The organism is Limnohabitans sp. 2KL-1 (genome assembly GCF_003063435.1).
In the GTDB taxonomy this organism is placed as follows: domain Bacteria; phylum Pseudomonadota; class Gammaproteobacteria; order Burkholderiales; family Burkholderiaceae_C; genus Limnohabitans_A.
This window is the reverse complement of the sequence record NZ_NESL01000002.1, coordinates 317,981-339,228: the sequence shown is the minus strand read 5'-3', so window position 1 is coordinate 339,228 and position 21,248 is coordinate 317,981. Positions and strand designations below refer to the sequence as shown.

Annotated in this window: 27 protein-coding genes and 1 pseudogene; 27 read left to right on the top strand and 1 reads right to left on the bottom strand. The window is 55.7% G+C overall.

What is annotated here, in order from left to right; all coding sequences use genetic code 11:
• From B9Z47_RS19145 to B9Z47_RS05960, 27 genes and pseudogenes are all read left to right on the top strand, one after another.
• Positions 1–513, top strand: coding sequence for an acyltransferase (locus tag B9Z47_RS19145; protein WP_108330355.1), 513 nt, complete (start codon positions 1–3; stop codon positions 511–513).
• A 9-nt stretch (positions 514–522) separates the two neighbouring features.
• The gene (locus B9Z47_RS06080; RefSeq protein WP_158271632.1) at positions 523–1,782 is read left to right on the top strand and encodes an oligosaccharide flippase family protein; all 1,260 of its coding nucleotides are present in this window, start codon (positions 523–525) and stop codon (positions 1,780–1,782) included.
• Complete coding sequence (locus B9Z47_RS06075; protein ID WP_108330353.1) at positions 1,779–2,996, top strand: glycosyltransferase family 4 protein; 1,218 nt, start codon at positions 1,779–1,781, stop codon at positions 2,994–2,996. Before B9Z47_RS06080 ends, B9Z47_RS06075 begins: the two co-directional genes overlap by 4 nt.
• A 220-nt stretch (positions 2,997–3,216) precedes the next feature.
• Complete coding sequence (locus B9Z47_RS18355; protein ID WP_146185766.1) at positions 3,217–3,681, top strand: hypothetical protein; 465 nt, start codon at positions 3,217–3,219, stop codon at positions 3,679–3,681.
• Positions 3,644–4,108 (top strand): helix-turn-helix domain-containing protein, encoded by a 465-nt coding sequence (locus B9Z47_RS06070; protein ID WP_233253715.1) that lies wholly within the window; start codon positions 3,644–3,646, stop codon positions 4,106–4,108. The genes B9Z47_RS18355 and B9Z47_RS06070 overlap by 38 nt, the downstream gene beginning before the upstream one ends.
• A gap of 20 nt (positions 4,109–4,128) precedes the next feature.
• A complete protein-coding gene (locus B9Z47_RS06065) occupies positions 4,129–4,539 on the top strand; it encodes a hypothetical protein (protein WP_146185765.1) in 411 nt (136 codons plus the stop codon).
• Positions 4,540–4,548: 9 nt separating this feature from the next.
• Positions 4,549–4,722, top strand: coding sequence for an AAA family ATPase (locus B9Z47_RS18655; protein ID WP_233253679.1), 174 nt, complete (start codon positions 4,549–4,551; stop codon positions 4,720–4,722).
• Between the two features lie 14 nt (positions 4,723–4,736).
• Positions 4,737–4,943, top strand: coding sequence for a hypothetical protein (locus B9Z47_RS06055; RefSeq protein WP_108330349.1), 207 nt, complete (start codon positions 4,737–4,739; stop codon positions 4,941–4,943).
• A gap of 51 nt (positions 4,944–4,994) precedes the next feature.
• Complete coding sequence (locus tag B9Z47_RS06050) at positions 4,995–5,348, top strand: glycosyltransferase (protein WP_108330348.1); 354 nt, start codon at positions 4,995–4,997, stop codon at positions 5,346–5,348.
• Between the two features lie 148 nt (positions 5,349–5,496).
• Positions 5,497–5,847 carry a type II toxin-antitoxin system RelE/ParE family toxin gene (locus tag B9Z47_RS06045; RefSeq protein ID WP_158271630.1) on the top strand — a complete coding sequence of 117 codons (351 nt, stop codon included), beginning with the start codon at positions 5,497–5,499 and terminating at the stop codon, positions 5,845–5,847.
• Positions 5,840–6,337, top strand: a complete 498-nt coding sequence (locus B9Z47_RS06040) for a helix-turn-helix transcriptional regulator (RefSeq protein WP_158271629.1) — start codon at positions 5,840–5,842, stop codon at positions 6,335–6,337. The genes B9Z47_RS06045 and B9Z47_RS06040 overlap by 8 nt, the downstream gene beginning before the upstream one ends.
• Positions 6,334–6,669, top strand: coding sequence for a hypothetical protein (locus B9Z47_RS06035; protein ID WP_108330345.1), 336 nt, complete (start codon positions 6,334–6,336; stop codon positions 6,667–6,669). The genes B9Z47_RS06040 and B9Z47_RS06035 overlap by 4 nt, the downstream gene beginning before the upstream one ends.
• 120 nt (positions 6,670–6,789) lie before the next feature.
• The gene (locus tag B9Z47_RS06030; protein WP_108330734.1) at positions 6,790–8,013 is read left to right on the top strand and encodes an AAA family ATPase; all 1,224 of its coding nucleotides are present in this window, start codon (positions 6,790–6,792) and stop codon (positions 8,011–8,013) included.
• A 47-nt stretch (positions 8,014–8,060) separates the two neighbouring features.
• Complete coding sequence (locus B9Z47_RS06025; RefSeq protein ID WP_108330344.1) at positions 8,061–8,513, top strand: hypothetical protein; 453 nt, start codon at positions 8,061–8,063, stop codon at positions 8,511–8,513.
• 65 nt (positions 8,514–8,578) lie between these two features.
• Positions 8,579–9,172: a sugar transferase gene (locus B9Z47_RS06020; protein ID WP_108330343.1), complete on the top strand. Its 594-nt coding sequence runs from the start codon at positions 8,579–8,581 to the stop codon at positions 9,170–9,172.
• Positions 9,169–9,822 (top strand): acetyltransferase, encoded by a 654-nt coding sequence (locus B9Z47_RS06015; RefSeq protein ID WP_108330342.1) that lies wholly within the window; start codon positions 9,169–9,171, stop codon positions 9,820–9,822. The genes B9Z47_RS06020 and B9Z47_RS06015 overlap by 4 nt, the downstream gene beginning before the upstream one ends.
• A gap of 3 nt (positions 9,823–9,825) precedes the next feature.
• Positions 9,826–10,368 carry a hypothetical protein gene (locus B9Z47_RS06010; protein WP_199226280.1) on the top strand — a complete coding sequence of 181 codons (543 nt, stop codon included), beginning with the start codon at positions 9,826–9,828 and terminating at the stop codon, positions 10,366–10,368.
• 55 nt (positions 10,369–10,423) lie between these two features.
• On the top strand, positions 10,424–11,695 hold the full coding sequence (locus B9Z47_RS06005; RefSeq protein ID WP_108330341.1) for a DegT/DnrJ/EryC1/StrS aminotransferase family protein: 1,272 nt from the start codon (positions 10,424–10,426) through the stop codon (positions 11,693–11,695).
• 49 nt (positions 11,696–11,744) lie between these two features.
• On the top strand, positions 11,745–12,653 hold the full coding sequence (locus tag B9Z47_RS18350; protein WP_199226278.1) for a hypothetical protein: 909 nt from the start codon (positions 11,745–11,747) through the stop codon (positions 12,651–12,653).
• A gap of 389 nt (positions 12,654–13,042) precedes the next feature.
• Positions 13,043–13,321, top strand: a pseudogene (locus B9Z47_RS05990) (hypothetical protein); the annotation flags it as partial.
• A gap of 162 nt (positions 13,322–13,483) precedes the next feature.
• Positions 13,484–13,669 carry a hypothetical protein gene (locus B9Z47_RS18855; protein WP_233253677.1) on the top strand — a complete coding sequence of 62 codons (186 nt, stop codon included), beginning with the start codon at positions 13,484–13,486 and terminating at the stop codon, positions 13,667–13,669.
• Entirely contained in the window at positions 13,623–13,886 is a 264-nt protein-coding gene (locus B9Z47_RS05985) for a hypothetical protein (protein ID WP_233253676.1), read from the top strand. Before B9Z47_RS18855 ends, B9Z47_RS05985 begins: the two co-directional genes overlap by 47 nt.
• Before the next feature lie 97 nt (positions 13,887–13,983).
• Complete coding sequence (locus tag B9Z47_RS05980; RefSeq protein WP_108330339.1) at positions 13,984–14,268, top strand: DNA-binding protein; 285 nt, start codon at positions 13,984–13,986, stop codon at positions 14,266–14,268.
• Between the two features lie 86 nt (positions 14,269–14,354).
• Positions 14,355–14,645 carry a CopG family ribbon-helix-helix protein gene (locus tag B9Z47_RS05975; RefSeq protein ID WP_108330733.1) on the top strand — a complete coding sequence of 97 codons (291 nt, stop codon included), beginning with the start codon at positions 14,355–14,357 and terminating at the stop codon, positions 14,643–14,645.
• Positions 14,633–14,923 carry a type II toxin-antitoxin system RelE/ParE family toxin gene (locus B9Z47_RS05970; protein WP_108330338.1) on the top strand — a complete coding sequence of 97 codons (291 nt, stop codon included), beginning with the start codon at positions 14,633–14,635 and terminating at the stop codon, positions 14,921–14,923. The genes B9Z47_RS05975 and B9Z47_RS05970 overlap by 13 nt, the downstream gene beginning before the upstream one ends.
• A gap of 135 nt (positions 14,924–15,058) precedes the next feature.
• Entirely contained in the window at positions 15,059–16,033 is a 975-nt protein-coding gene (locus B9Z47_RS05965; RefSeq protein WP_146185763.1) for an ATP-binding protein, read from the top strand.
• Positions 16,034–16,639: 606 nt separating this feature from the next.
• The gene (locus B9Z47_RS05960) at positions 16,640–18,580 is read left to right on the top strand and encodes a nucleoside-diphosphate sugar epimerase/dehydratase (RefSeq protein ID WP_108330336.1); all 1,941 of its coding nucleotides are present in this window, start codon (positions 16,640–16,642) and stop codon (positions 18,578–18,580) included.
• Positions 18,581–18,629: 49 nt separating this feature from the next.
• Here the strand turns inward: B9Z47_RS05960 and B9Z47_RS05955 are convergent, their stop codons facing one another.
• Positions 18,630–21,248 carry a bifunctional diguanylate cyclase/phosphodiesterase gene (locus B9Z47_RS05955; RefSeq protein WP_108330335.1) on the bottom strand — a complete coding sequence of 873 codons (2,619 nt, stop codon included), beginning with the start codon at positions 21,246–21,248 and terminating at the stop codon, positions 18,630–18,632.

Sequence of the window (21,248 nt, the reverse complement as noted above, 5' to 3'; positions counted from 1 at the left end):
ATGATATCGTTTGAATCTTTATTTTGGAAACTTAAATCAGTACTTCAACGTAGATTTGTTGGATCTTTTGGTCGATTTTCTAAATGGTATGGAGGGAATATTCATTCCGCACATTTGATGCATGTGGGTGAGTATGTATATATTGGTCCTGGATTTACGGCGCATGCATTCGGCGGTATAAATATAGAAGACGGTGTAATTATTGGTCCTAGATTGACCATTCATACGAGGAATCATCGATTTGAACATGCTATGTCGGTGCCCTACGACGCTGACTACACATTGAAAAAGGTGCGAATAGGACGCGGAACTTGGATTGGTGACTCGGTTATTATTTTGCCAGGTGCAAATATTGGTCAAGGTTGCATAATTGGCGCGGGGTCTGTTGTGTCCGGAAATATCGCCGACTTTTCGATTGCGGTTGGCAATCCTGCAAAAGTTATTCGGTTACGTCGTGATATAGACAATACTATAATTTATCTTAATGAGGGCCGGTTTTACTTAAAAAAATAAGGAAAGATCGTGAAAATTTTAGCATTGAAAAGAGTTGGATTTTATTTAACCTCGGATATAGTATCCAAACTTGCACCTTTCATAATTCTTCCTTATATAGCGAATGGATTAGGTATTGTTGAATTTGGGATTTATTCTCTACTCCTTACGATATCATTAACTTTTAGTATATTTATTGGATTTAATACGCAAAATGCTTTAAGTATTTATTTTTTTCGAAAAAAGAGGGGATGGTCACGTCTTGGTCGTGGTCTTTTCAATATTTGGCTGTATTCCTTCGCGTTTTTATCTATCGCATCATTATTTTTCTTTTCTTTACACTGGGTGCGTGTAACCTGGTTGTCTGCTTTAATTGCCTACTGTACTTGGAACTTCCAGTTGCTTATTACGGTATTGCAATTTAAAGAATCACTTTTACTTTATGCTATAGCGCAAGTATTCCGTTCAGTAGTGCTTTCTTTAATTCCTGCATCCGTAGTTTACTATGGTCACCCTGATGCAATTGATGCATATTTAATATTTATTTATTTGACATTGGCAAATATAATTGTATATATTTTTACGATTTACATATTTAATCATGTCGGATTTTTTAAAGAAAAGCCTGAATTGCGAAAGAGTATAATAATTTGGGCACTTAAATTTTCAATTCCTACAGTATTAAATGCGTCAAGCGGATGGGCTCGCGCTAGTTTTGACCGCTATATACTAGTTACATTAGTTGGTACTGCAGCACTTGGTATTTATTCACTTGGCTTTCAATACGGTTCGATAGTTGGTGTGGTTGGTATATCAATATCACGGGTTTCAACAAATATTTTATTAAAATGTCTTAATAACAAGTTGATTCCAAGGTTGAAACGTGTTGAGGGTTCCCTTCGTATTATCAGAGGATTTGTACTTCTTAATTTTTTTGTTCTTCTTATTTTTTTTGCGTTTATTTATTTCGGTCAAACAATTTTTTTCCCCAAAGCTTTTGAACATTCTGTTTGGGTCAGTTATATTGTTGGCATTGCTTTTTTTTTTCAATCATGTGCTTCACTGGCGACACCTTGTATTCAATTCATCTCAAAAAATAGTTTTCTTGGATTTCTCGCTATAGGTCTATCAATAGTTAGTTTGTTTTTGGTTTTCTTTTCAATTAAATTGGCCGCACATACTGGGGCTTCAATAGCTTTCTTGTTTGTGTGGGTCCTTCATGCGGGCATCTCATTAATGTGGGTGCACAAATTTCTTAAAATATGGGCAAATACGCGACTGAGTCAATGAAAGTTCTATATTTCCATCAGCATTTTGTGACGCCACATGGCGCGGGCGGTATCCGCTCGTATGCCATGGCGCAGCGTTTGATCGAGTGCGGGCATTCGGTGACCATGGTGTGCGGCAGCATGGGGGGCGGTAACACCGGGCTGAGTGGCGCGTTTGCCAATGGGGTGCGGCGTGGCATGGTCGATGACATTGATGTGGTGGAGCTGGATCTGGCTTATTCCAACAGCGACGGTTTGCTCAAGCGGTCATTTACTTTCTTGAAGTTTGCATGGCGCAGTGTGTTGTTGGCTTTGCGCGAGCCGTATGACTTGGTGTTTGCCACGACCACGCCTTTGACGGCTGGCATTCCGGGCATTGCGGCGCGTTGGTTGCGGGGCAAACCTTTTGTGTTCGAGGTGCGCGATCTTTGGCCCGAGTTGCCGCGTGCGATGGGGGTGATTCGCAACCCGCTGGTGTTGTGGGCCATGGGTGTGCTGGAGTGGGCGAGTTACCGCTCGGCGCACCGTTTGGTGGGGCTGTCGCCGGGCATTGTGCAGGGCATCATGCACAGGGGCGTGCAGGCGCAGCGCATTGCTTTGGTCCCCAATGGTTGCGATCTGGCCCTGTTTGGGCAGGATGCGCAGCCGTGGCGGCCTGAAGGTGTGCAGCCCGATGACTTGATGGCCGTTTTTGCGGGCACGCACGGGCAAGCGAATGGTTTGGATGCCGTGCTGGATGCAGCCGCCGAGCTCAGGCGCCGGGGGCGGGACGATATCAAGCTTTTGTTGATTGGCAGCGGCAAGCTCAAACCGCCCTTGCAGGCGCGTGCCGTGCGTGAAGGTTTGGGCAATGTGGTTTTTCACGCCCCAGTGAACAAGGCGCGTTTGGCCGGGTTGATGGCCTCTACCGATTTGGGTCTGCAGGTGTTGGCCAATGTGCCTGCTTTTTACTTTGGCACATCGCCCAACAAGTTTTTTGACTACATCGCAGCGGGTTTGCCTGTGCTCAACAACTACCCGGGCTGGCTGGCAGAGATGATTGAAGCAAACGCCTGCGGCTTTGCCGTGCCACCCGAAAACCCGTCTGCTTTTGCCGACGCACTGGAGCAAGCCGCCAACGACCGCCAAGCCCTGAAAGCCATGGGCCAACGCGGCCGTGCATTGGCCGAGTCTGAATTTGCCCGCTCTGTGTTGGCAGATAAGTGGGTGGCTTGGGTGGTGGAGGGGCGTGCGTGATTGCGCATGGCTTGGCACCGTTGGTGGACACCATCCCCGGCTGCGCGTGTATGACATCACCAACTCCGGGCAAGTCAGGCTGATGCCTGGCACTGGTACCTTCAAACGATGACAAATACGACGTGCACAAGGTCAATGCGGTGATGCTCAAAGAGATGGGGTTGGGGTCGGCCTGCCCGGTTCTGTGTCGTCAGGTGCGCGCAGAGAACGGCCATTGACCATGTCTCCCAAAGGATTGCAACATAACTTTGGAGTTATATACTACGCGGTTCGTTGGGCTTCTGATTCTGTGCAGGCTGATCTGGATGCTGCATATGCCACGGACGGGGCGAATGGCTTGTATTTGGACGGACTCTTTGATTTGTTGGAAGAGAGCGATTCGCTCAGGCTGGCTTTGGCAGAGGGGCGATTCAGGCAAATCAAGGATCCTCGGTTCGATGCAGCACCCATCGAGTGGGCCAGGCGTTGGGGTTACAACTTGTACTACCTCAAGATGTGGCGTGCCGATGGCGCTTTGTTGCCGGTTCGGCTGATTTATGCCGTCAATCATCAACCCAGCCAGCAGGCTGTCTGGGTTTTGGGCTTGATGCCAAGGGGTGATAACTATGATGAACACAGTGAGTTTGCAAAGCGCATTCGTCGTGACTATGACGATCACGGCATCCCACGCTGGCGTGCGCAGTGAGCCGATGGCGGCGGCTGTGTCGGCAGGCTTTGTGATGCCTGCTGCGACAAAGGCTGCTTATCTGCCAGCAATAGGGTCAGCGCCACTGCTGGTCGATTCAAGGCCCAACCAGCGACCGCTGTCCAAGCGCCGTCAAGCGCTTTTGCAAACGCCACAGGGGCAGGCCTTGCAAGTGCAAGCCTTGCAGGATTTGGGGGAAGCCCTGGACGCGCATGGTTTGGCACCTCTGGTGGCTTTGCGTATGCGCAGCGGCCTGACACAGAAGGCGCTGTGCGAGGCGACGCGTTTGCCGCAACCCCATATTTCTCGCTTGGAAAACGGCAAGGTGCCCAATCCGGATGGCGCGACCCTTCAGCGGTTGGCTGTGGCGATGGGGGTGAGCATGGACGAAGTCATGACGGCGATTCAGCAAGGGGCAAAAGTATGACGAGCGAAGCAGGCCCATTGATGGCGTTCACTTTGTTTTGTGATGACCTGCGCCAGGAGGCTGGCGGCAAGTTGTCGGCCATGGGTATTTACCACGGGGTGATGGCTATTCCAGCACAGGGCGTGCTGCTGCCCAAGTTGGTGGCCTGGACGGTTTTCAAGTTGCCAGTTTCGCAGATGGGCGCTGCGGCGACGGTGCTGTTGCAAGACAAAGACCGTGTGATCAGTTCTGCAACGCTGGATTTTGCGCAGTCAGAGCAGCTGGCGGTCAATGGCTTGTCTGCTGACCCTACAGATAAGCTGGCCATGCTCAACATTCCTTTTGAGCTGACACCGTTTCAAGCGCAAGTGGGTATGGAGATTCGGGTGGTTTTCGAGTCGCCTAACTTTCATTACGAAAGCGATGTTTTGCACATCATCAAAGCGGCTTGAGTGAGTGGGGTGCGTGCTAACATTTTTGAGGCCCTGGAGCTGCCTTTGGGGCGGTGCCTGACCTTGCTGATGGGCGAAAACGGGGCGGGCAAGACTTCTGTGCTGGATGCCATGGCGGTGGTCTTGGGTGAGATTCAGTCGCATTTGCCTCGAATCCATCATGATTCCGGCGTCTTTGGCTAAACAAAAGCCGCACGGTGGTGTGTCTGGTGGAGCTCAAGGGCGCAGGTGACATTGCGCATGCGTTTGCTCAGTTGGCGTTTGTGTGGCACAAGCGCCCGGCCTTTCACCAGTTGCTGGCTGATTTGGAGCGGCAGGGCGGTGTCAAGCCTGTCGTCACGGCGTTTGTGGTGACCAACTCCCGACCTTCGCAGCCGTATCTTGAATTGATCGGCCTGCTTTAAGCAGTTGCTGTCCATGGCCTTGGTGGCGGTGGCAGATCCAGATAAAAAACCATGAAACGTTTGTTTGATTTGTTGGCTTCGGCCATGGGCCTGTTGCTCTTGGCCGTGCCTTTGGCCTTGCTGGCCTGGCAGGTGCGCCCGGGCATCACGGGTTGGGCGCAGGTCAATGGCCGCAACGCGCTCAGCGTACATTTCCCTGGCTGCCGCGAAACGGTGGTCGATGGCGACAACGGTTTTTTGGTGCCCGTCCAGTCCGTTGATGCTTTGGCCGAAGCCATGGCCCGTTTCATCACAGACCCCACCTTGGCCGCCCGCATGGGCCAACGCGGCCGCCAGTTGGCCGAAGACAAATACGACGTGCACAAGGTCAATGCGGTGATGCTCAAAGAGATGGGGTTGGGGTGAATTCGGATGGCATTCAGCTGCTAAGGCAAGTCTTGGTTGGGCATGGCGTACGCAGTTGCAGTCATTCGGTTATTCCATATTTGGTATCATGATCTGGCGGTTCAGGACTTACGTCAGCGCGAGCGGTCGAAACGATGTGCAGAAGTCCGTGGACGCGTATGAGACCTATGGTCGCAACAAGTTTGAACGTGCAGTGGCGCATTTGGCTGTGTCGCCCAAGTCTCAGTGGGATGAGCCTCATGGAAAGAAACTGAAAAATGAAGACCCTATCTACGAAATCCGTTACCAAGCGTTCAACCGCCAAGAGCGTGCGCTTGGGTTCTTCGATGACGATGGTGGAGTCTTCGTCATCGTCCTCATTTGTTACCACAAAGGCCGCATCTACACCCCGCCCAATGCCATCGACACGGCCCACCGCCGCATCTCACAAATACGCGACCACACAGCAACGACTGCTCCTCTCCAAATCTTTGGAGAAGACTTTCCGCCGCATGAGTGACAGTGCGCAAGAGCGCGATGCTTTCGTACAGGCAGAGGTGGCCACGGCTTTGGCGCATCAGATACGCGCCATTCGCATGCAGCGCGGCTGGTCTCAGGCTCAGCTGGCCCAGCGCATGGGCACCAAGCAGCATGTGGTTTCACGTCTGGAAGATCCAAGCTATGGGCGGTGCAGTTTGCAGACCCTGTTTTTGCTGAGCCGGGCGTTCGATGTGGGGTTGAAAGTGGGTTTTGTGTCGTTTGTGGCCATGCTCAAAGACAGCTTTAAACCCAAGCACGCAGACAGAATGGTGGCCTCTTTTGAGGATGAAGCAGGCACAGTGGGGTTTTATACACATCTGTCAGCGGATAAAGGTCTCACGCATGTGTCTTCGGTGTGGACGGCCAAGCCAGATGCTCAGCAAGCTGCAAGCACTTACAAGCAGGTGGTTCGCGCACCCTCTGATGCGTTGGTTTGGCCACAGTTCAATAAATTGGAAATTGCCCCATGAAAAAAGATGCAAACCCTTCCCCTGAGGTGATTTTTCAGGGTAATCCGCCCTCGATTTATGCTGAGGGCGTGTCGCAGTTGATGCTTGGCTTTCCCAATTCCAGGGTGATGCTGTTCAGCATGGCTGCTCGCAACTCGGAGCAGGCAGGCAGCCCCACCATTCAAAATTTGGCCTGTGAGCTGGTGATGCCGACCCCGGTGTTGATTGACATGTGCAAAACCGTTTTGAAGCATGCCGCTGAAGCAAGCCCGAGCCTGAGATCAGGTGGCGAGCAGTGGTTGGAGCAAGTCAACGGCATGCTGGACAGTTTGCAGGCCCAAGTGGATGGATGAGCTTGTGCGTGCGTGCTAACATTCTTGGAAATCGCGCCCAGACCTCTGTTGTTGGCTTGTCCGGCCATACGTCTGGGCCTTTTCATGGTTGATTTTTTTGTTTCAAAGAGTGGGTTTGTCTTGATTCTTCGCCACCTGTCATTGGAGTTGTTTCGGGGTTTTAAGGCCCTGGACCTGCCTTTGGGGCGTCGCCTGACTTTGTTGATGGGCGAAAACGGGGCGGGCAAGACTTCTGTGTTGGATGCCATGGCGGTGGCCTTGGGCGAGATCCAGTCGCATCTGCCACAGGTGAAGGGGCGCGGCTTTCGCAAGACGGGCGATATTCACCAAAGCGCTGGCAAGTTGGCCCCCTACACCCGCGTGGGCCTGACGGCGTCTGATGGCCTGCAGTGGGACAGAATGCGCTGGCGCGACAAGAGCCGCACAACGTTGAAGCAGGTGCCGTTTTATGCCGTGGGGACGCGGGCGCTGCGCAAGCACCTGGACCAAACGGTGCTGGACCCTTTTAATGAGGGGCAGCCATTTGTGATGCCTGTTTTTGCCTATTACGGCGTGGGCCGTGCATTGCTCGATGTGCCCTTGTCGCGCAAAGGTTTTGAGGTGGATGAGCAGCCTTTTGCGGCCTTGTCTGGGGCCTTGGAGGCCGATAGCCGTTTTCGCACCGCGTTTGCCTGGTTTTACGCCAAAGAAAACGAGGAGCTGCGGCTTAAAAATGAGTCCAAAAATTTTGAGCTGCGCTTGCCAGCGCTGGAATGTGTGCGCCGGGCGTTTCAGGCGATGTTCCCTGATTTGCGCGATCCGCATGTGACGCTCAATCCGCTGCGCTTCATGGTGAGTCAGGGCCAAGAGCCTTTGGACATCACCCAGTTGAGCGATGGCTACCAGACGCTGATGGGCCTGGTGATGGATTTGAGTGCACGCATGGCCATGGCCAATCCGCATTTGGCCGACCCTTTGGCTGCCGAGGCGATTGTGATGATTGACGAGGTGGATTTGCATTTGCATCCCGCCTGGCAGCAGCGGGTGGTGGGTGATTTGTTGCGCACGTTTCCGAATGCGCAGTTTGTTTTGAGCACGCACAGTCCGTTTGTGGTGGAGTCGATCAACAACCTGCTCAAACGCCATGCCATTCGCAACTTGCCTTTGGCAGACGCGACTATCAAAGCTTTGTTGCCGCTCGACCCTGCAGACGTGTGCGCTTATGTGATGAGCGAGGGGCAGGCGCAGTCGCTCATGGATGCGGAGTTGGGCTTGCTCGATGACCGTTTGTTGGCGCACTTCAATCGGATCAGCGCTGTTTATGAGCAGATGCGAGATATGGAATGGGACTCGAATCCATCATGATTCCGGCGTCTTTGGCTGGGTGTGTTTGTTCAAAATACCCAGACAACTTGACCACTTGTGATGGGCCTTATGGGCTGAAAGAGCAAGGCAAAAAGGTTCGTTTGTTGCCCAAAGCGGGTGAGCAGGCGTGGGCCTTGGTCTTGGACGGTTGTGTGTTCCAGGACAGCCAGATCAAGTGTGATGGTGCCCTGATCTGGTCGAACAAAAGCCGCACGGTGGTGTGTCTGGTGGAGCTCAAGGGCGCAGGTGACATTGCGCATGCGTTTGCTCAGTTGGCGTTTGTGTGGCACAAGCGTCCGGCCTTTCACCAGTTGCTGGCTGATTTAGAGCGACAGGGCGGCGTTAGGCCTGTCGTCAAGGCGTTTGTGGTGACCAACGGTTTGCTGTCGCGGCCTGAGAAAGAGCGGCTTGAAAAACACCACGGCGTGCGCGTGCAAGAGGTTTTGCATTGCGAGGCCTCTACCCCGATTCCCGACCTTCGCAGCCGTATCTTGAATTGATCGGCCTGCTTTAAGCAGATGCTGTCCATGGCCTTGGTGGCGGTGGCAGATCCAGATAAAAAACCATGAAACGTTTGTTTGACTTGTTGGCTTCGGCCATGGGCTTGTTGCTCTTGGCCGTGCCCTTAGCCCTGCTGGCTTGGCAGGTGCGCCGCAAGCTGGGCAGCCCTGTGTTGTTTACCCAGGTGCGCCCGGGTTTGCATGGCCGGCCGTTTCGCATGGTCAAGTTCCGCACCATGACGGATGCGCGTGACGCCAGCGGCGCTTTGCTGCCCGATGCGCAGCGGCTCACGCCCTTTGGCCGCTTTTTACGTGCCAGCAGCTTGGACGAGTTGCCCGAGCTGTGGAATGTGTTGCGCGGCGAGATGAGTCTGGTGGGGCCGCGCCCTTTGCTGATGGAATATTTGCCGCTCTATTCGCCCGAGCAGGCCCGCCGCCACGAGGTGCGCCCGGGCATCACGGGTTGGGCGCAGGTCAATGGCCGCAACGCGATCAGCTGGGCCGACAAGTTTGCGCTGGACGTTTGGTATGTGGACCACCGCAGCCTGTGGCTGGATGTGCGCATCTTGTGGCTGACGGTGCGAAAGGTGTTGGTGCGCGATGGCATCAGCGCGGCGGGCGAGGCAACGATGCCAAGGTTTGAAGGAGACAAAGCATGAAGCGTTTTGCCATTTTTGGGGCCAGCGGGTATGGCCGTGAGGTTTTGCCTTTGGTGCGCCAGCAGCTGCAGGCCGCTTTGGCGGCGGGCGATGCCGATTTGGTGTTTGTAGACGACCACCCGCCAGCGCCCGTGGTCAACGGGCAGCGGGTGCTGACTTATGCGCAGTGGCTGAGCGAGCCTGCCAGCAGTCGGCACATGAATGTGGCCATTGCCAACAGCCGTGTGCGCGAGCAGTTGGTGCAGCGTTGCGCGGCCGATGGGGTGCAGTTTTTTGAGGCGAGGGCGGCCAATGTGGTACAGCTCGACGAGGTGCAGCTGGGCGAGGGCGCGGTGTTGTGCCCCTTTGTCACGCTGACCAGCAACATCCGCATTGGCCAGCATTTCCACGCCAACATTTACAGCTATGTGGCGCACGATTGTGTGGTGGGTGATTTTGTGACTTTTGCCCCCGGCGTGATGTGCAACGGCAATGTGCACGTTGAAGACCATGCCTACATTGGCACGGGTGCTGTCATCAAACAGGGCCTGCCCGGCGCACCTTTGGTCATTGGCCGTGGCGCGGTGGTGGGCATGGGCGCGGTGGTGACCAAGAGCGTGCCACCGGGCGTGACGGTGGTGGGCAATCCGGCGCGGGTGTTGGTGAAGTAAACCATGCTGCGAAGATTGGGTTTTCCTGCTGGCACCCGTGTATTGGCGCTGTTTGCCCGTGACACCGGGATCAAAGTGCACCCGTCGTACAAAGCTGCTAAATCGGGTGATGCCCAGGCGGCGCTGACTATGGTTTCCGACCTGGCAGGCGATTGGCTCTTCCAGCAAGAGGGTAAGTTCAAATCAGGTACTGTTTTTGTGGCACCTCATGCCAAAGAGGCGAGCGGTGACAATGCGATTCCTCAGACCTTGTCGACGCTGTGTGAGCGCAAAGACGTCCGTTTAATCAAGGAGCGGTTTCAAGATGAATTCACAGAAATCTTCGGGATCAACCCCGATGCCCTTACCGCCAACGAAGCCCGATACCTTGTTGGTTTCAGATCAATTGACGCGATCCGAGATCGACTTGCTGCGGCAAAACAAGAAATCGATCTCCGACTACGTTCAAAAGGTTTATCCCGATCGGGAGTCTTTTCTGCGGGCTTGCAAGCTGAAGGCAAGCTGAGCGGTCGCGATTCGTCCGATACACCCTTTCCATCACCATAAACCCGAAAACGCTGCCCCGTGTGGGTCGTGTTTTCGGGTTTTTTTGTCGCTCCAAATGCTGAACACTCCCTTTTCCCCCTGGCCCAGTTTCACCCCCGAAGAGGCCGACGCGGTGCACCGCGTGGTGATGTCCAACAAAGTGAACTATTGGACGGGCACCGAGACCCGCGAGTTTGAAAAAGAGTTTGCCGCTTGGTCTGGCACGGCGCATGCCGTGGCGCTGGCCAATGGCACGCTGGCGCTCGATGTGGCGCTGAAGGCTTTGGGCGTGGGGCCGGGCGATGAGGTGGTGGTGACGCCGCGCACGTTCATTGCGTCGATTTCGTGTGTGGTCAATGCCGGCGCGGTGCCTGTGTTTGCCGATGTGGAGGCGGACAGCGGCAATGTGTCGGCCCGCACGATTGCGGCGGTGTTGTCGCCCCGTACCAAGGCGGTGATTTGTGTACATCTGGCCGGCTGGCCGTGCGACATGGACCCGATCATGGCGCTGGCGGCTGAGCATGGCCTGAAGGTGATTGAGGATTGCGCCCAGGCGCATGGGGCGCGTTACAAGGGGCGGCCTGTGGGCAGCATTGGCCATGTGGGGGCCTGGAGTTTTTGCCAGGACAAGATCATGACCACGGGCGGCGAGGGTGGCATGGTCACAACGAATGATGAGGCGCTGTGGCGGGCGATGTGGTCGTTCAAGGACCATGGCAAGAGTTACGAGGCGGTGTACGAGCGCCAGCACGCGCCGGGGTTCCGGTGGTTGCACGAGAGTTTTGGCACCAATTGGCGCATGCTGGAGATGCAGGCGGTGCTGGGGCGCATTCAGCTGCAGCGCATGAGCGCTTGGTCTGCAGCGCGTGCGCACAACGCGCAGGCCATTTGGGCGGCGTGTGCCGAGTTTGCGGCTTTGCGCGTGCCGCAGTTGCCGCTGGTGGGCTGTGGCAGTTGCCCGGCGGGCGAGCAGGGTGGCGAGCTGGGTGCAGAGATTGAAATGGGTGGCCCGCGTGCTTGCGCGGCGGCGGGCACGGCTTGCGAGCACGCGCATTACAAGTGTTATGCCTATGTGCGCCCCGAGCGCCTGGCCCCGGGTTGGTCGCGAGACCGGATCATCGAGGCGATCAACGCCGAGGGCGTGCCGTGTTTCCAGGGGTCGTGCTCCGAGGTGTATCTGGAAAAGGCTTTCGACGGCACAGGCTGGCGTCCCGCCCAGCCGCTGCCCGTAGCGCGTGCGCTGGGCGAGACGTCCGTGATGTTTTTGGTGCACCCAACGCTGACGCAGGCGGAGGTGGACAGGACGTGTGAGGTGGTAAGGCGGGTGATGGGGGTGGCGGGGATATGACTTCGTACGAAATGTGTCGTATAGTCGGTGACTGGCGGTAATCAAACCCATGGGATTTTCGAGCGTCAAGCAGGAGGTGATTGAGGCGCTTTTGTCGGGCGACTATGGTCATGAGGTGCGCGGTGATATCGAGATCAAAAATTTACTCAGCACCGGGGCGGTAACTGCAGCAGCTGTTGTGGACATCATTAAGCGTTCAAGGGGGGTGACTACGCTTGTTCACCCCATCATTTGGCTGCAGAAATTGATGTGCATGTCATCACGCGAGAGGGGTGGTACATCAAGTTTTACTTTTTGGAGCCACAGACGATGTTTATCAGTGTTCATCAGTGATTTGAGGATCATGAGATTTTTTATCGAAAATGAAAAAGGTCGGGCGCTGTGTCATTCATGTGGCGGCTTGGTCGCGACGACCTTCAAGCGGCGTGATGTGCCTTTCAGTGATTCGAAAGGCTTCGCACAGAATATATTGGTGGGTGTCTGCGATCAATGTGATCAAGTTGTTGTGATTCCTGCACAGTCAACGCCAGCCATTCGCGATGCTCGACACAAAGGTGTTAAGCCGATTGAGGCTTCTTTGCCTGCCATTTATCTGGATGTTTTGGACTTGGCGGCCTTCACGGTTGATAACCGGGCTTCGACCGATTTCAGGCGGTATTTGCTGAGTTATTTTGTGCATAAGACAGCGCAAAAAGAAGATCAGTTAGGGCAGGTGGTTGAGCGTTATGAGATGGCCATTCGACTGTTCCCAGAAAAGCGTGGTGTTGCTCGCAGGCGCTTGTCATTGAAGGTTCCGCAGGCAGTCAGTGATGACTTGCGCTTACTGTGCGAAAGCAGCCATCTCAACACGTCAAACGTCATCAAGTCAGTGGTTTTTGACATTCAGTCGCAAATCATTGAGTCACCAAAGCAGCCTTTGCTCAGAGAACTTCGGTCATTTGCCGCCGTTTTGGGTTGAGGTATCAATTGGGGTCAGATCCCAATTTTTTCCTCTTGTGCTTGCACTTTAGACGAAGAACAGCAGCATGCCCCGCAGTAGCGTAGTCGCATGTCTGTGGCCGCTGTGCGATGCCTGGTTTTGTCAATGGTGTGTCTGAAGCCGTTGCAGTGTCCTTTGTCCATGGACCGTGGACAAGGGGAGCGCTTACCGTGATTTGGCCGCACAGATGTTGGCGGACAGGATGACGGTGGATGTGAAACCGGCTGAGCCTTTGCTGCAATGGGGGCACGCAGTGGTAAGCTTTGTTTATCCCGCCCTAGGCAGTACGCCGTCTAGCCAGACAGGACGCGCCGAGACCTAGGGTGTTTGTTTTTTTGGATTTGCCTGACACCAGCGGGTGCTTGCGCTGGGCTGTTGACCGGATCATCGAGGCGATCAACGCCGAGGGCGTGCCGTGTTTCCAGGGTTCGTGCTCCGAGGTGTATCTGGAAAAGGCTTTCGACGGCACAGGCTGGCGTCCCGCCCAGCCCCTGCCCGTAGCCCGCGCGCTGGGCGAGACGTCCATCATGTTTTTGATGCACCCAACGCTGACGCAGGTGGAGGTGGACAGGACGTGTGAGGCGGTAAGGCGGGTGATGGGGGTGGCATGCGCTGGCTTACATCAATCCTATGATTTACAGCGGTGACAACGGCAGGGTGCTGGGTTACGACAACAGTCATGGGTTTTCGCACAGGCACTCTTTAGGCACGGTGACGGCAGAAGCTTTTCCTGGGTACGAGGCGCTTTATGAGCGTTTTGAGTCGGAGTGGCGAGATATCGCCATCAGATTTGTCAACGGGGAGATGTGATGGGTAAGCAAAAAATTTCTGTCGATGACTTCAATCAAGATTCTGGGTTGAGTGCGCATTCGCGCAAGAGCAAGGAAGTCGCTCGTGCCGTGGATGCCCATGCGGATTCGCTGCCTTTTGCGAGGGTGTTGACCAGTTATGAGTTTGAGGATTTTTTTAAGCCAGCTGACGCCCAAGCGTTTTGAGTTACTGCGCTTGGCGAGCAAGGGTGGTCGATCCATCGCTGATCTGGCCGCTGCGTCTCACCGTGATCCCAGTGCGGTGTCCAAAGACGTGAGTCGCTTGAGCAAGTTGGGTTTGGTGAAGGTGGATGTGGTCCAAAACGCGGGCCATGGCCAGAAAAAAATCGTAACGCCCTTAGCCACCACGATTTCGATCAATGCGTCGATTGCGCTGGGGTGAACCGGGTGCTCCATAAAAAAATCGGGGTCAGATCCCGATTGTTTTTGTTCAGTGGCGGCACCAAAGGTACTCAAGCAGCAGATCACATGATGACGCGATGGCTGAGTTGTACCGTCAAGATCCTGCTTTGGCACTTCAGGTGATGAACGACATTTTGGAAGACCCAGAGGCAGAGCAATCTGAGTTGGTGGTGGTGTTGCGCCAGATGGCCAAGGCCCATGGTGGTGTGCAGGCATTGGCCAGCAAGGTGAACCTCAATCCAACGCAGCTGTACCGGACACTGTTGCCGCAGGGCAATCCGGGCTTGAGCAGTTTGATGGCGATCCTGAGGGCGCTGGGCTTGCATTTGGCGGTTCGACCGCTGGGTGAACAAGCGCTGTAACTGGATCGTCAAGTCGCCAAGCTTGTCGCGGTTGTTGGGGGGTGGTATCGTTAGGTATTACCCATAAATACTTTTTGGAGATGCGCATGTCTGCTTTAGCCGCTCGACCCATCGCGATCAAGATCGACGAAGTCACCAGGGCACGGGTTAAGCGGCTGGCAGATGCCCGCCAGCGTACGCCTCACTGGCTCATGCGTGAGGCGATCCACCAATATGTGGACCGTGAAGAAAAGCGGGAAGCGTTTCGTCAGGATGCCCTGCAGGCGTGGGAGGACTTTCGCGTCACCGATCTGCATGTGACGGCTGATCAAGCTGATGCATGGTTGGCTCAGTTGGAGCAGGGTAACGATGTCGATCCACCAGCATGCCGCAGCTAATCTGGTCGCCCCAGGCCTTGCTCGATGTACAGAGGCTTTATCGATTTCTTGCCCTGAAGAATCAGGATGCGGCAAAACGGGCGGTGACGGTCATTCGTCAAGATGTGAAAGTGCTTTCTTTGCAGCCTGGCATGGGCAGGCCCTCCCCGGACATGGACGATGAGTTCCGCGACTGGATCATCGATTTCGGTGACAGTGGCTACGTAGCGAGATACCGTTTGGACGCGCAGTACGTGATCATCCTGGCGGTAAGACATCAGAAAGAAGCGGGCTTTTGAGAGTTGAGGTCAAATAATTGGGGTCAGATCCCAATTGTTTCCTGTCTTTGCGAGCGAAGCGCGGCAATCGATGGATCGCTTCGTGCCTCGCGATGACGTAAAGCGCGTGCACAGGGCTGGACGCCCATCCTATTTTTGGTACACCCGATCCTGACGCTGACGCAGGTCGAGCTGGACAGAACGTGCGAGGTGGTGATGGGGGTGGATGACGAGATTCAGAAGGTGGCCAATTGGCCCGAAACGATCAAGGCGCTTTGGGATGCCCAACCCGGGAGGCTGAGGGTGTTGTTGCTGGTTTCGAGCGCCTTGCAGATTCAGGCCGGGGTGACGGAGAGTCTGGCGGGGCGGTTTGAGTTACTGCGGGTGCACCACTGGACCTTTGCCGAGTTGCAGACGGCTTTTGATTACGACTTGCCGCGGTATTTGGCGTTTGGCGGTTACCCGGGGGCTGTGGCTTTGGAGAGCGACCCCGACCGTTGGTACGCCTACATGAAAGACGCGATTGTGGAGGCGGTGATTGGCAAGGACATCTTGCAAAGCCAAAAGGTCGCGAATCCGGCCTTGTTTCGCCAAGCCTTCCAGATTTTGTGTGCTTACCCGGCTCAGGAGATCAGTTACACGAAGCTGTTGGGTCAGTTGCAGGACAGGGGCAACACGGATTTGATCAAGCATTACATCGATTTGTACGGCGGGGCGTTTTTGCTGCACGCGCTGCAAAAGTATTCCCCCAAGGCTTGGCTGGCGCGCAGTTCCAGCCCGAAGATGCTGCCGGCTTGCCCGGCGCTTTACAGCATGGCCGCAGGTGTAAATGTGGCGCAAAACGCCGAGCAGCGTGGGCGGGCTTTTGAGCTGGCAGTGGGGGCAGAGTTGGTGCAGCAACCGGGGCAGGTGTTTTATTGGCGCGAGCGCAATGATGAGGTGGATTTTGTTTACCAGTACCGTGATGCGTTGTACGCCATCGAGGTGAAGTCTGGTCGCAAGAAGTCAGCCAAGGGATTGGCCGCATTTTGTGCACAGGTGCCGCAGGCTTTGCGGGTGATCGTGACCCCGGAAAACTTTCCTCAATTCTCAGCCAACCCGCGTGGTTTTTTGGCGCAAGTGGCGGTGTAGTGGTGGGTCGGAAACTCAATGAATGTGGATTGAGCAAATGAAGCGTTTTGCCATTTTGGGGGCCCGTGGATGTGGCCGTGGCGTGTTGCCTTTGGCAGCGGGGCGGGCAATGGATCGCTACTCTGCGCTGGCGGCTCGTGCTGGCGGCGGCGTAGGCAGTTAATTGGGGTCACAGTTAATTGGGGTCAGACCCCAATTGGCAGATCCCAATTGTTTTGGTGCCGTTTCTCGTGATGACCTGGGAACAGCTGTCCGCTCTGCTTGTGTAACTCAGCGCCTTCAGGCACGACGGCCATACCCTGCCAGAGCGATATTTTCAAAAAGCAGCAGCGCAGACCGTGCCTACCCAAAAGTCACCCGGCCGATGTCGCTGCAGTGTGGGCATTACCCCTCTTGTGCTCACCGCCCAATTTTTTCCGAGTCTTTTGATGCCGCAGATGGAGCCCTTTGGTTGGGTCTGCTGCATCCAACATCGCGCAAGTGATTGCGCATTTCCCAACGTCTGAAGGCGTGTGATGGGCCATTGGGGTGTCGCCCCGCTTGGCCTGTTTGTGTTTTGGTTTGACGCACCCGCAACGGGTGCGTTTTCACTTTTTAAGTGACTTCATGATTCGTATTCCCCTTTGGTTTTTGGCTTGGCCGCGTTGGTCCAAGCAGGTCACAGTTTTGCTGCTGGATGCTTTTTTGTGCGCGTTGACTTTGTGGGCGGCTTTGGCTTTGCGCCAAGAGGCCTGGGTGCCGTGGTCGAAGACATTGGAGTTGCTGACTTTGGTGTCGATGCTGCTGGCATTGCCTTTGTTTATTGTGTTTGGTTTGTACCGGGCCATTTTTCGGTATGCGGGGTTGGTCGCGTTTGTCGCCATGGGTCAGGCGCTGGCCATTTATGCGGTGTTGTTCGCGGGCTGGGTGATGTGGGTGGGCCTGCCGGGGATACCTCGCTCGGTGGGCTTGATTCAGCCTTTGCTGTTGTTGATGGCGGTGGGGGGCAGTCGTGCTTGTGTGCGCGCCTGGTTGGGCGGGGTGCGCCGCAAAGCGCGGCAGCCACTGGTCGGTGATCGGGTGTTGATTTATGGGGCAGGTTCAGTGGGTCGGCAGTTGGCGATAGCCCTGGAGCACAGTGCTGATTTGCGGGTGGTGGGGTTTTTGGACGACGATGTGAGTTTGCACGGTCATGTGCTCAATGGGGTGCGGATTGCTGGTTTTCCGGACTTGCCTAGGTTGATCGCGTCGGAGCGTGTGAGTTTGGTGTTGATGGCGATTCCGTCGGCTTCCCGTGTGCGGCGCAACCAAATTCTGGAGTGTTTGCGTCTTTACAAATTGAAGGTGCGGACGTTGCCGGGTTTGGAAGACCTGGCACGGGGCCGGGTGGATGCGTCTTTGCTGCGCGAATTGGATGTGACGGATTTGCTGGGGCGCGACCAGGTTCCGCCCCATCAGGATTTGATGGCCAAAAACATCGCAGGCAAGGTGGTGATGGTCACGGGGGCGGGGGGCTCGATTGGTTCTGAGTTGTGCCGCCAGATCGTGCGCTTGGGGCCTGAGGTGTTGTTGTTGGTGGAGTTGACCGAGTTTGCGTTGTATTCGGTTCATCAGGAGCTGGAGCGTTTGGTCATGGAGTCGGCGCCGTCCGATGTGATTTTGGTGCCGTTGTTGGCAAATGTGCGCGATGCGGTGCGCATTGGCGAGATCATGTCGACCTGGAAGCCGCATACGGTCTACCACGCGGCGGCTTACAAGCATGTGCCTTTGGTGGAGCACAACCCGGCCGAGGGGGTGAAGAACAATTTGCATGGCACCTGGATCACGGCTTTGCAGGCCACTTTGCATGGGGTGAGCGATTTTGTGCTGGTGAGCACAGACAAGGCGGTGCGGCCGACCAACATCATGGGGGCGAGCAAACGGCTGGCCGAGATGGTGTTGCAGGCCTTGGCTGAGGTGATGGTGGAGCGCCGTGGCAAGACGTGTTTCAGCATGGTGCGCTTTGGCAATGTGCTGGGGTCTTCGGGGTCGGTGGTGCCGTTGTTTCGCCGCCAGATCGATGAGGGGGGGCCGATCACGCTGACGGATGCGCGCATTACCCGCTATTTCATGACGATCCCTGAGGCCGCGCAGTTGGTGATTCAGGCCGGCGCGATGGCCACGGGGGGCGATGTGTATGTGTTGGACATGGGTGAATCGGTGAAGATCATGGATCTGGCGCGGCGCATGGTGGATCTGTCCGGCTTGAGTGTCAAAGATGCAGAAAATCCGGATGGCGACATTGAGATCCGGGTGACGGGCTTGCGTCCTGGAGAGAAGTTGTACGAGGAGTTGTTGATTGGCGACAACCCGCTGCCCACCAGCCACAGCCGAATTCTCAAGGCGCATGAGGATTTCTTGCCGTGGGATGTTTTGCAGACCAAGTTGGCCAAGTTGAATGAATTGCTGGATTTGAACAACGTCCCCCAAATCCGCCGTGTCCTGAAAGAAGTGGTGCCCGGGTACCAGCCCGATGGTGATGTCGTCGATTGGGTTTGGATGGAAAACGAGCGGCACGTCTCGAATTGAACCGAAGGTGGGGGGCGTGCTGTTGGCCCCAACGCTTGGCCTCAACGCTTCAACCAGGCCCTAAAGTTGGCGGCAGGGCCAGTACGTCCCGAAGGGGCATGGGCCGGGCGTAAAAATAGCCTTGGGCTTGCAGGCAACCCAGGCGAAGCAGCGTGTCGCGCTGGAATCGGTTTTCAACGCCTTCTGCCGTCACTTCGAGCCCAAGGGATTGGGCCAAGGCCAGGATGCCCGAGACGATCTTGACGTTTTCTTCACGATCCAGTCCGGTGGTGAAAGACATGTCCAGCTTCAGTTTTTGGATGGGCATGTTGGCCAGGCGTGAGAGCGATGAGTACGATTTTCCGAAATCGTCGATGGCGATGCGCACGCCCATGCCCATGATCGATTGCAGCTGAATGGCCAGCTCTTGGGGGCTCAAGTCGAAGTCCGACTCGGTGATCTCCAACACGAAGTGGGCCAGCCCGTTGTCCTGCTCGGAGGCCAGGTTGGACAGCATCGCAAAAAGCCGTTTGCCAGACAAGAGCTGGGGCGATGAATTCAAGGCCATGACGGTGTTCGGAAACCGTGCGCGAATGCTGCGGCTGTCTTGCACCACTTGCTCGAACATGCTCTGCGTCAAGGGGTCGATGGCCCCCGATTGCTCGGCCAGGGGAATGAATTCGGCCGGCGTGACCGTGCCCAACTCCTCGTCTTGCCAACGCGCCAAGGCTTCAAATCCGATGATTTTTCCGCTTTGCAAGTCCACTTCCGGTTGGTAGCAGGGGTGGATTTTTCCTTCGCGAATGGCCTGTGCCAATTTCGCATCCACCCGTGATTTGCGTGTGGTGGCGGCCATCATCCGGGCATCGAGCCACTGGATTTGGTTGCGCCCTGATTCTTTGGCGTGCAGCAGCGCGGTGTCGGCGTAAATCAGCAACTCATGCAAAGTTTGTGAGTGGTCGGGGCACAAGGCGGCCCCGGCGCTGAAGGTGGCCGTGATCTGTACGGTGCCTTGGCCGTTGACCGGAAAAACGGTGGGTTTGAAGATGGCTTGCAGATTTTTGCGGAATGCTTCTGTCGGTGCATCTGCGTCCACCACGGCGATGAATTCGTCGCCCGAGCGCCGGCACAAGAAGTGTGCAGGTGGCAATTGCGCGCGAAGGTGGTTGGCAATTTGCCGGATGACTTCATCGCCTTGTTCGTGCCCCAGCGTGTCGTTGATGCGCTTGAAGTGGTCGAGGTCAATGAACAGCAGGGCAAAACGTTCACCCTTGATCCGCTGCTGCATGAATGCCAGAAACGCGCGGTAGTTGGGCAAGCCGGTGAGCTGGTCTTCGTGCAGCATTTCGGTGAGTTTTTGTTCTGCGCGGCGAATGGGGCGTATGTCCGTGAACACCGAGACATGGCCTTGGCTGCGACCTTGGGCGTCCAGCAAATTGGACACCGAGAGCAAAACCGGGATGGGCGTTTGCTGTTTGCTCAGGAAGTAGGTTTCGCCCCGCCAAGCACCTTGTGCGCGAACGGTTTGTGCGATCAGCAACCGGTCTTTGCCTTGCTGGTCCTGGATGTACAGGCGGCCTGCGGGTTGGTTGAGCAGTTCTTCTCGGGTGTAGCCGGTGACTTGCAGCAGCGCGGCGTTGCCATCGATCACGAGGCCTTGTTGGTTGGTGATCAGGATCGCTTCAGCGGCGGTTTCAAACACCCGAGAAAAAATGGTCAGCTGCTGGGTGAATTGCCTTTGTTGCTGCAAGATGCCCTGCAAAGCATGGGCGACTTCAGAGATTTCATCGCCTGCGTTGTCGGGCTCCAACGAGCTGCCGTGGCCTTGCAAGGTGTTGGTGGCCAATTCCACCAGTTGGGCGAGTCGCTGGGTGGTGCGTTGGGAAAAATGCCAGGTCCAGCGCTTGAGTCCCCAAAACAACAAAGCGCCGCACACCAGGGACATGACCAAGCCTGCGGTGACGAACAGGAAGGCCGGCAAATAACTTTGCTGCAACTGTGCATGGATGGCATGTTCGCGTCCTGCCTCGGTCCATGCCAGCCGGAAAGTTTCGCTTTGCGTGGAAACATCGGCGGTGCCGAAGTCCGAGGGCGTCATGCGGAAGCTGACCTGGAGGTCTCGGGGTAAATCCAGGCTGGCCAAGGTCTTGCCCAAGTCCAGCCGAAGCAAGAGCAGGCCGACGCTGCCATCGGTGAAGTTGGCGGTGATGGGTTTGCTGACCACCAGCGCATGGCGCTGACCGCTGTACACGGTGTCGATGTGGGTCCGGCCGTCTGCGATGGCGCTTTGAATGCTGGCCCTCGCGTCGATCATCCAACTTGCAGCGTTTTCATTGGGGATCAATGCCCGCCCCCGGTAGTCCAGCAGGGCAAATGTGCAGTTGGGGTTTTGGTTGGCTTGGGCCAGCACGGGCAACAGGTAGCTGCCCCGCCCGGCCGAGTCGGTCATGGCGGTCCAGACTTCTGTGGACTGCGCCAAGCCCTCGGCTTGCTGGAAGGCCGCTTTGATTTCAGCCGACAACCGGGTAGAGATCAGCGCCTTGTAGTGTTTGAATTCTTCTTTTTGGTAGTAATAGATGCCGTAAATGGCCAACAGCATGACCAAAGCGGTAGCCCCCACGACGTAGGCCCCGAAGAGACTGAAAATTTCCCGGCTGATTTGCGCTTGAAGCGATGTCGAGCGGGCCAT

What these genes read in the sequence shown, in the direction of transcription:
- B9Z47_RS05985 (WP_233253676.1), top strand. Translation starts at nt 13,623, where the DNA reads ATGAGTTTGAGGATTTTTTTAAGCCAGCTGACGCCCAAGCGTTTTGAG.
- B9Z47_RS05975 (WP_108330733.1), top strand. Translation starts at nt 14,355, where the DNA reads ATGTCTGCTTTAGCCGCTCGACCCATCGCGATCAAGATCGACGAAGTC.
- B9Z47_RS05955 (WP_108330335.1), bottom strand. Translation starts at nt 21,248, where the DNA reads ATGGCCCGCTCGACATCGCTTCAAGCGCAAATCAGCCGGGAAATTTTC.
- B9Z47_RS05960 (WP_108330336.1), top strand. Translation starts at nt 16,640, where the DNA reads ATGATTCGTATTCCCCTTTGGTTTTTGGCTTGGCCGCGTTGGTCCAAG.
- B9Z47_RS05980 (WP_108330339.1), top strand. Translation starts at nt 13,984, where the DNA reads ATGGCTGAGTTGTACCGTCAAGATCCTGCTTTGGCACTTCAGGTGATG.
- B9Z47_RS06020 (WP_108330343.1), top strand. Translation starts at nt 8,579, where the DNA reads ATGAAACGTTTGTTTGACTTGTTGGCTTCGGCCATGGGCTTGTTGCTC.
- B9Z47_RS06050 (WP_108330348.1), top strand. Translation starts at nt 4,995, where the DNA reads ATGAAACGTTTGTTTGATTTGTTGGCTTCGGCCATGGGCCTGTTGCTC.
- B9Z47_RS06065 (WP_146185765.1), top strand. Translation starts at nt 4,129, where the DNA reads ATGGCGTTCACTTTGTTTTGTGATGACCTGCGCCAGGAGGCTGGCGGC.
- B9Z47_RS18355 (WP_146185766.1), top strand. Translation starts at nt 3,217, where the DNA reads ATGTCTCCCAAAGGATTGCAACATAACTTTGGAGTTATATACTACGCG.
- B9Z47_RS19145 (WP_108330355.1), top strand. Translation starts at nt 1, where the DNA reads ATGATATCGTTTGAATCTTTATTTTGGAAACTTAAATCAGTACTTCAA.
- B9Z47_RS18350 (WP_199226278.1), top strand. Translation starts at nt 11,745, where the DNA reads ATGGGATTTTCGAGCGTCAAGCAGGAGGTGATTGAGGCGCTTTTGTCG.
- B9Z47_RS06005 (WP_108330341.1), top strand. Translation starts at nt 10,424, where the DNA reads ATGCTGAACACTCCCTTTTCCCCCTGGCCCAGTTTCACCCCCGAAGAG.
- B9Z47_RS06040 (WP_158271629.1), top strand. Translation starts at nt 5,840, where the DNA reads ATGAGTGACAGTGCGCAAGAGCGCGATGCTTTCGTACAGGCAGAGGTG.
- B9Z47_RS06010 (WP_199226280.1), top strand. Translation starts at nt 9,826, where the DNA reads ATGCTGCGAAGATTGGGTTTTCCTGCTGGCACCCGTGTATTGGCGCTG.
- B9Z47_RS06035 (WP_108330345.1), top strand. Translation starts at nt 6,334, where the DNA reads ATGAAAAAAGATGCAAACCCTTCCCCTGAGGTGATTTTTCAGGGTAAT.
- B9Z47_RS05970 (WP_108330338.1), top strand. Translation starts at nt 14,633, where the DNA reads ATGCCGCAGCTAATCTGGTCGCCCCAGGCCTTGCTCGATGTACAGAGG.
- B9Z47_RS18855 (WP_233253677.1), top strand. Translation starts at nt 13,484, where the DNA reads ATGGGTAAGCAAAAAATTTCTGTCGATGACTTCAATCAAGATTCTGGG.
- B9Z47_RS06015 (WP_108330342.1), top strand. Translation starts at nt 9,169, where the DNA reads ATGAAGCGTTTTGCCATTTTTGGGGCCAGCGGGTATGGCCGTGAGGTT.
- B9Z47_RS06075 (WP_108330353.1), top strand. Translation starts at nt 1,779, where the DNA reads ATGAAAGTTCTATATTTCCATCAGCATTTTGTGACGCCACATGGCGCG.
- B9Z47_RS06070 (WP_233253715.1), top strand. Translation starts at nt 3,644, where the DNA reads ATGACGATCACGGCATCCCACGCTGGCGTGCGCAGTGAGCCGATGGCG.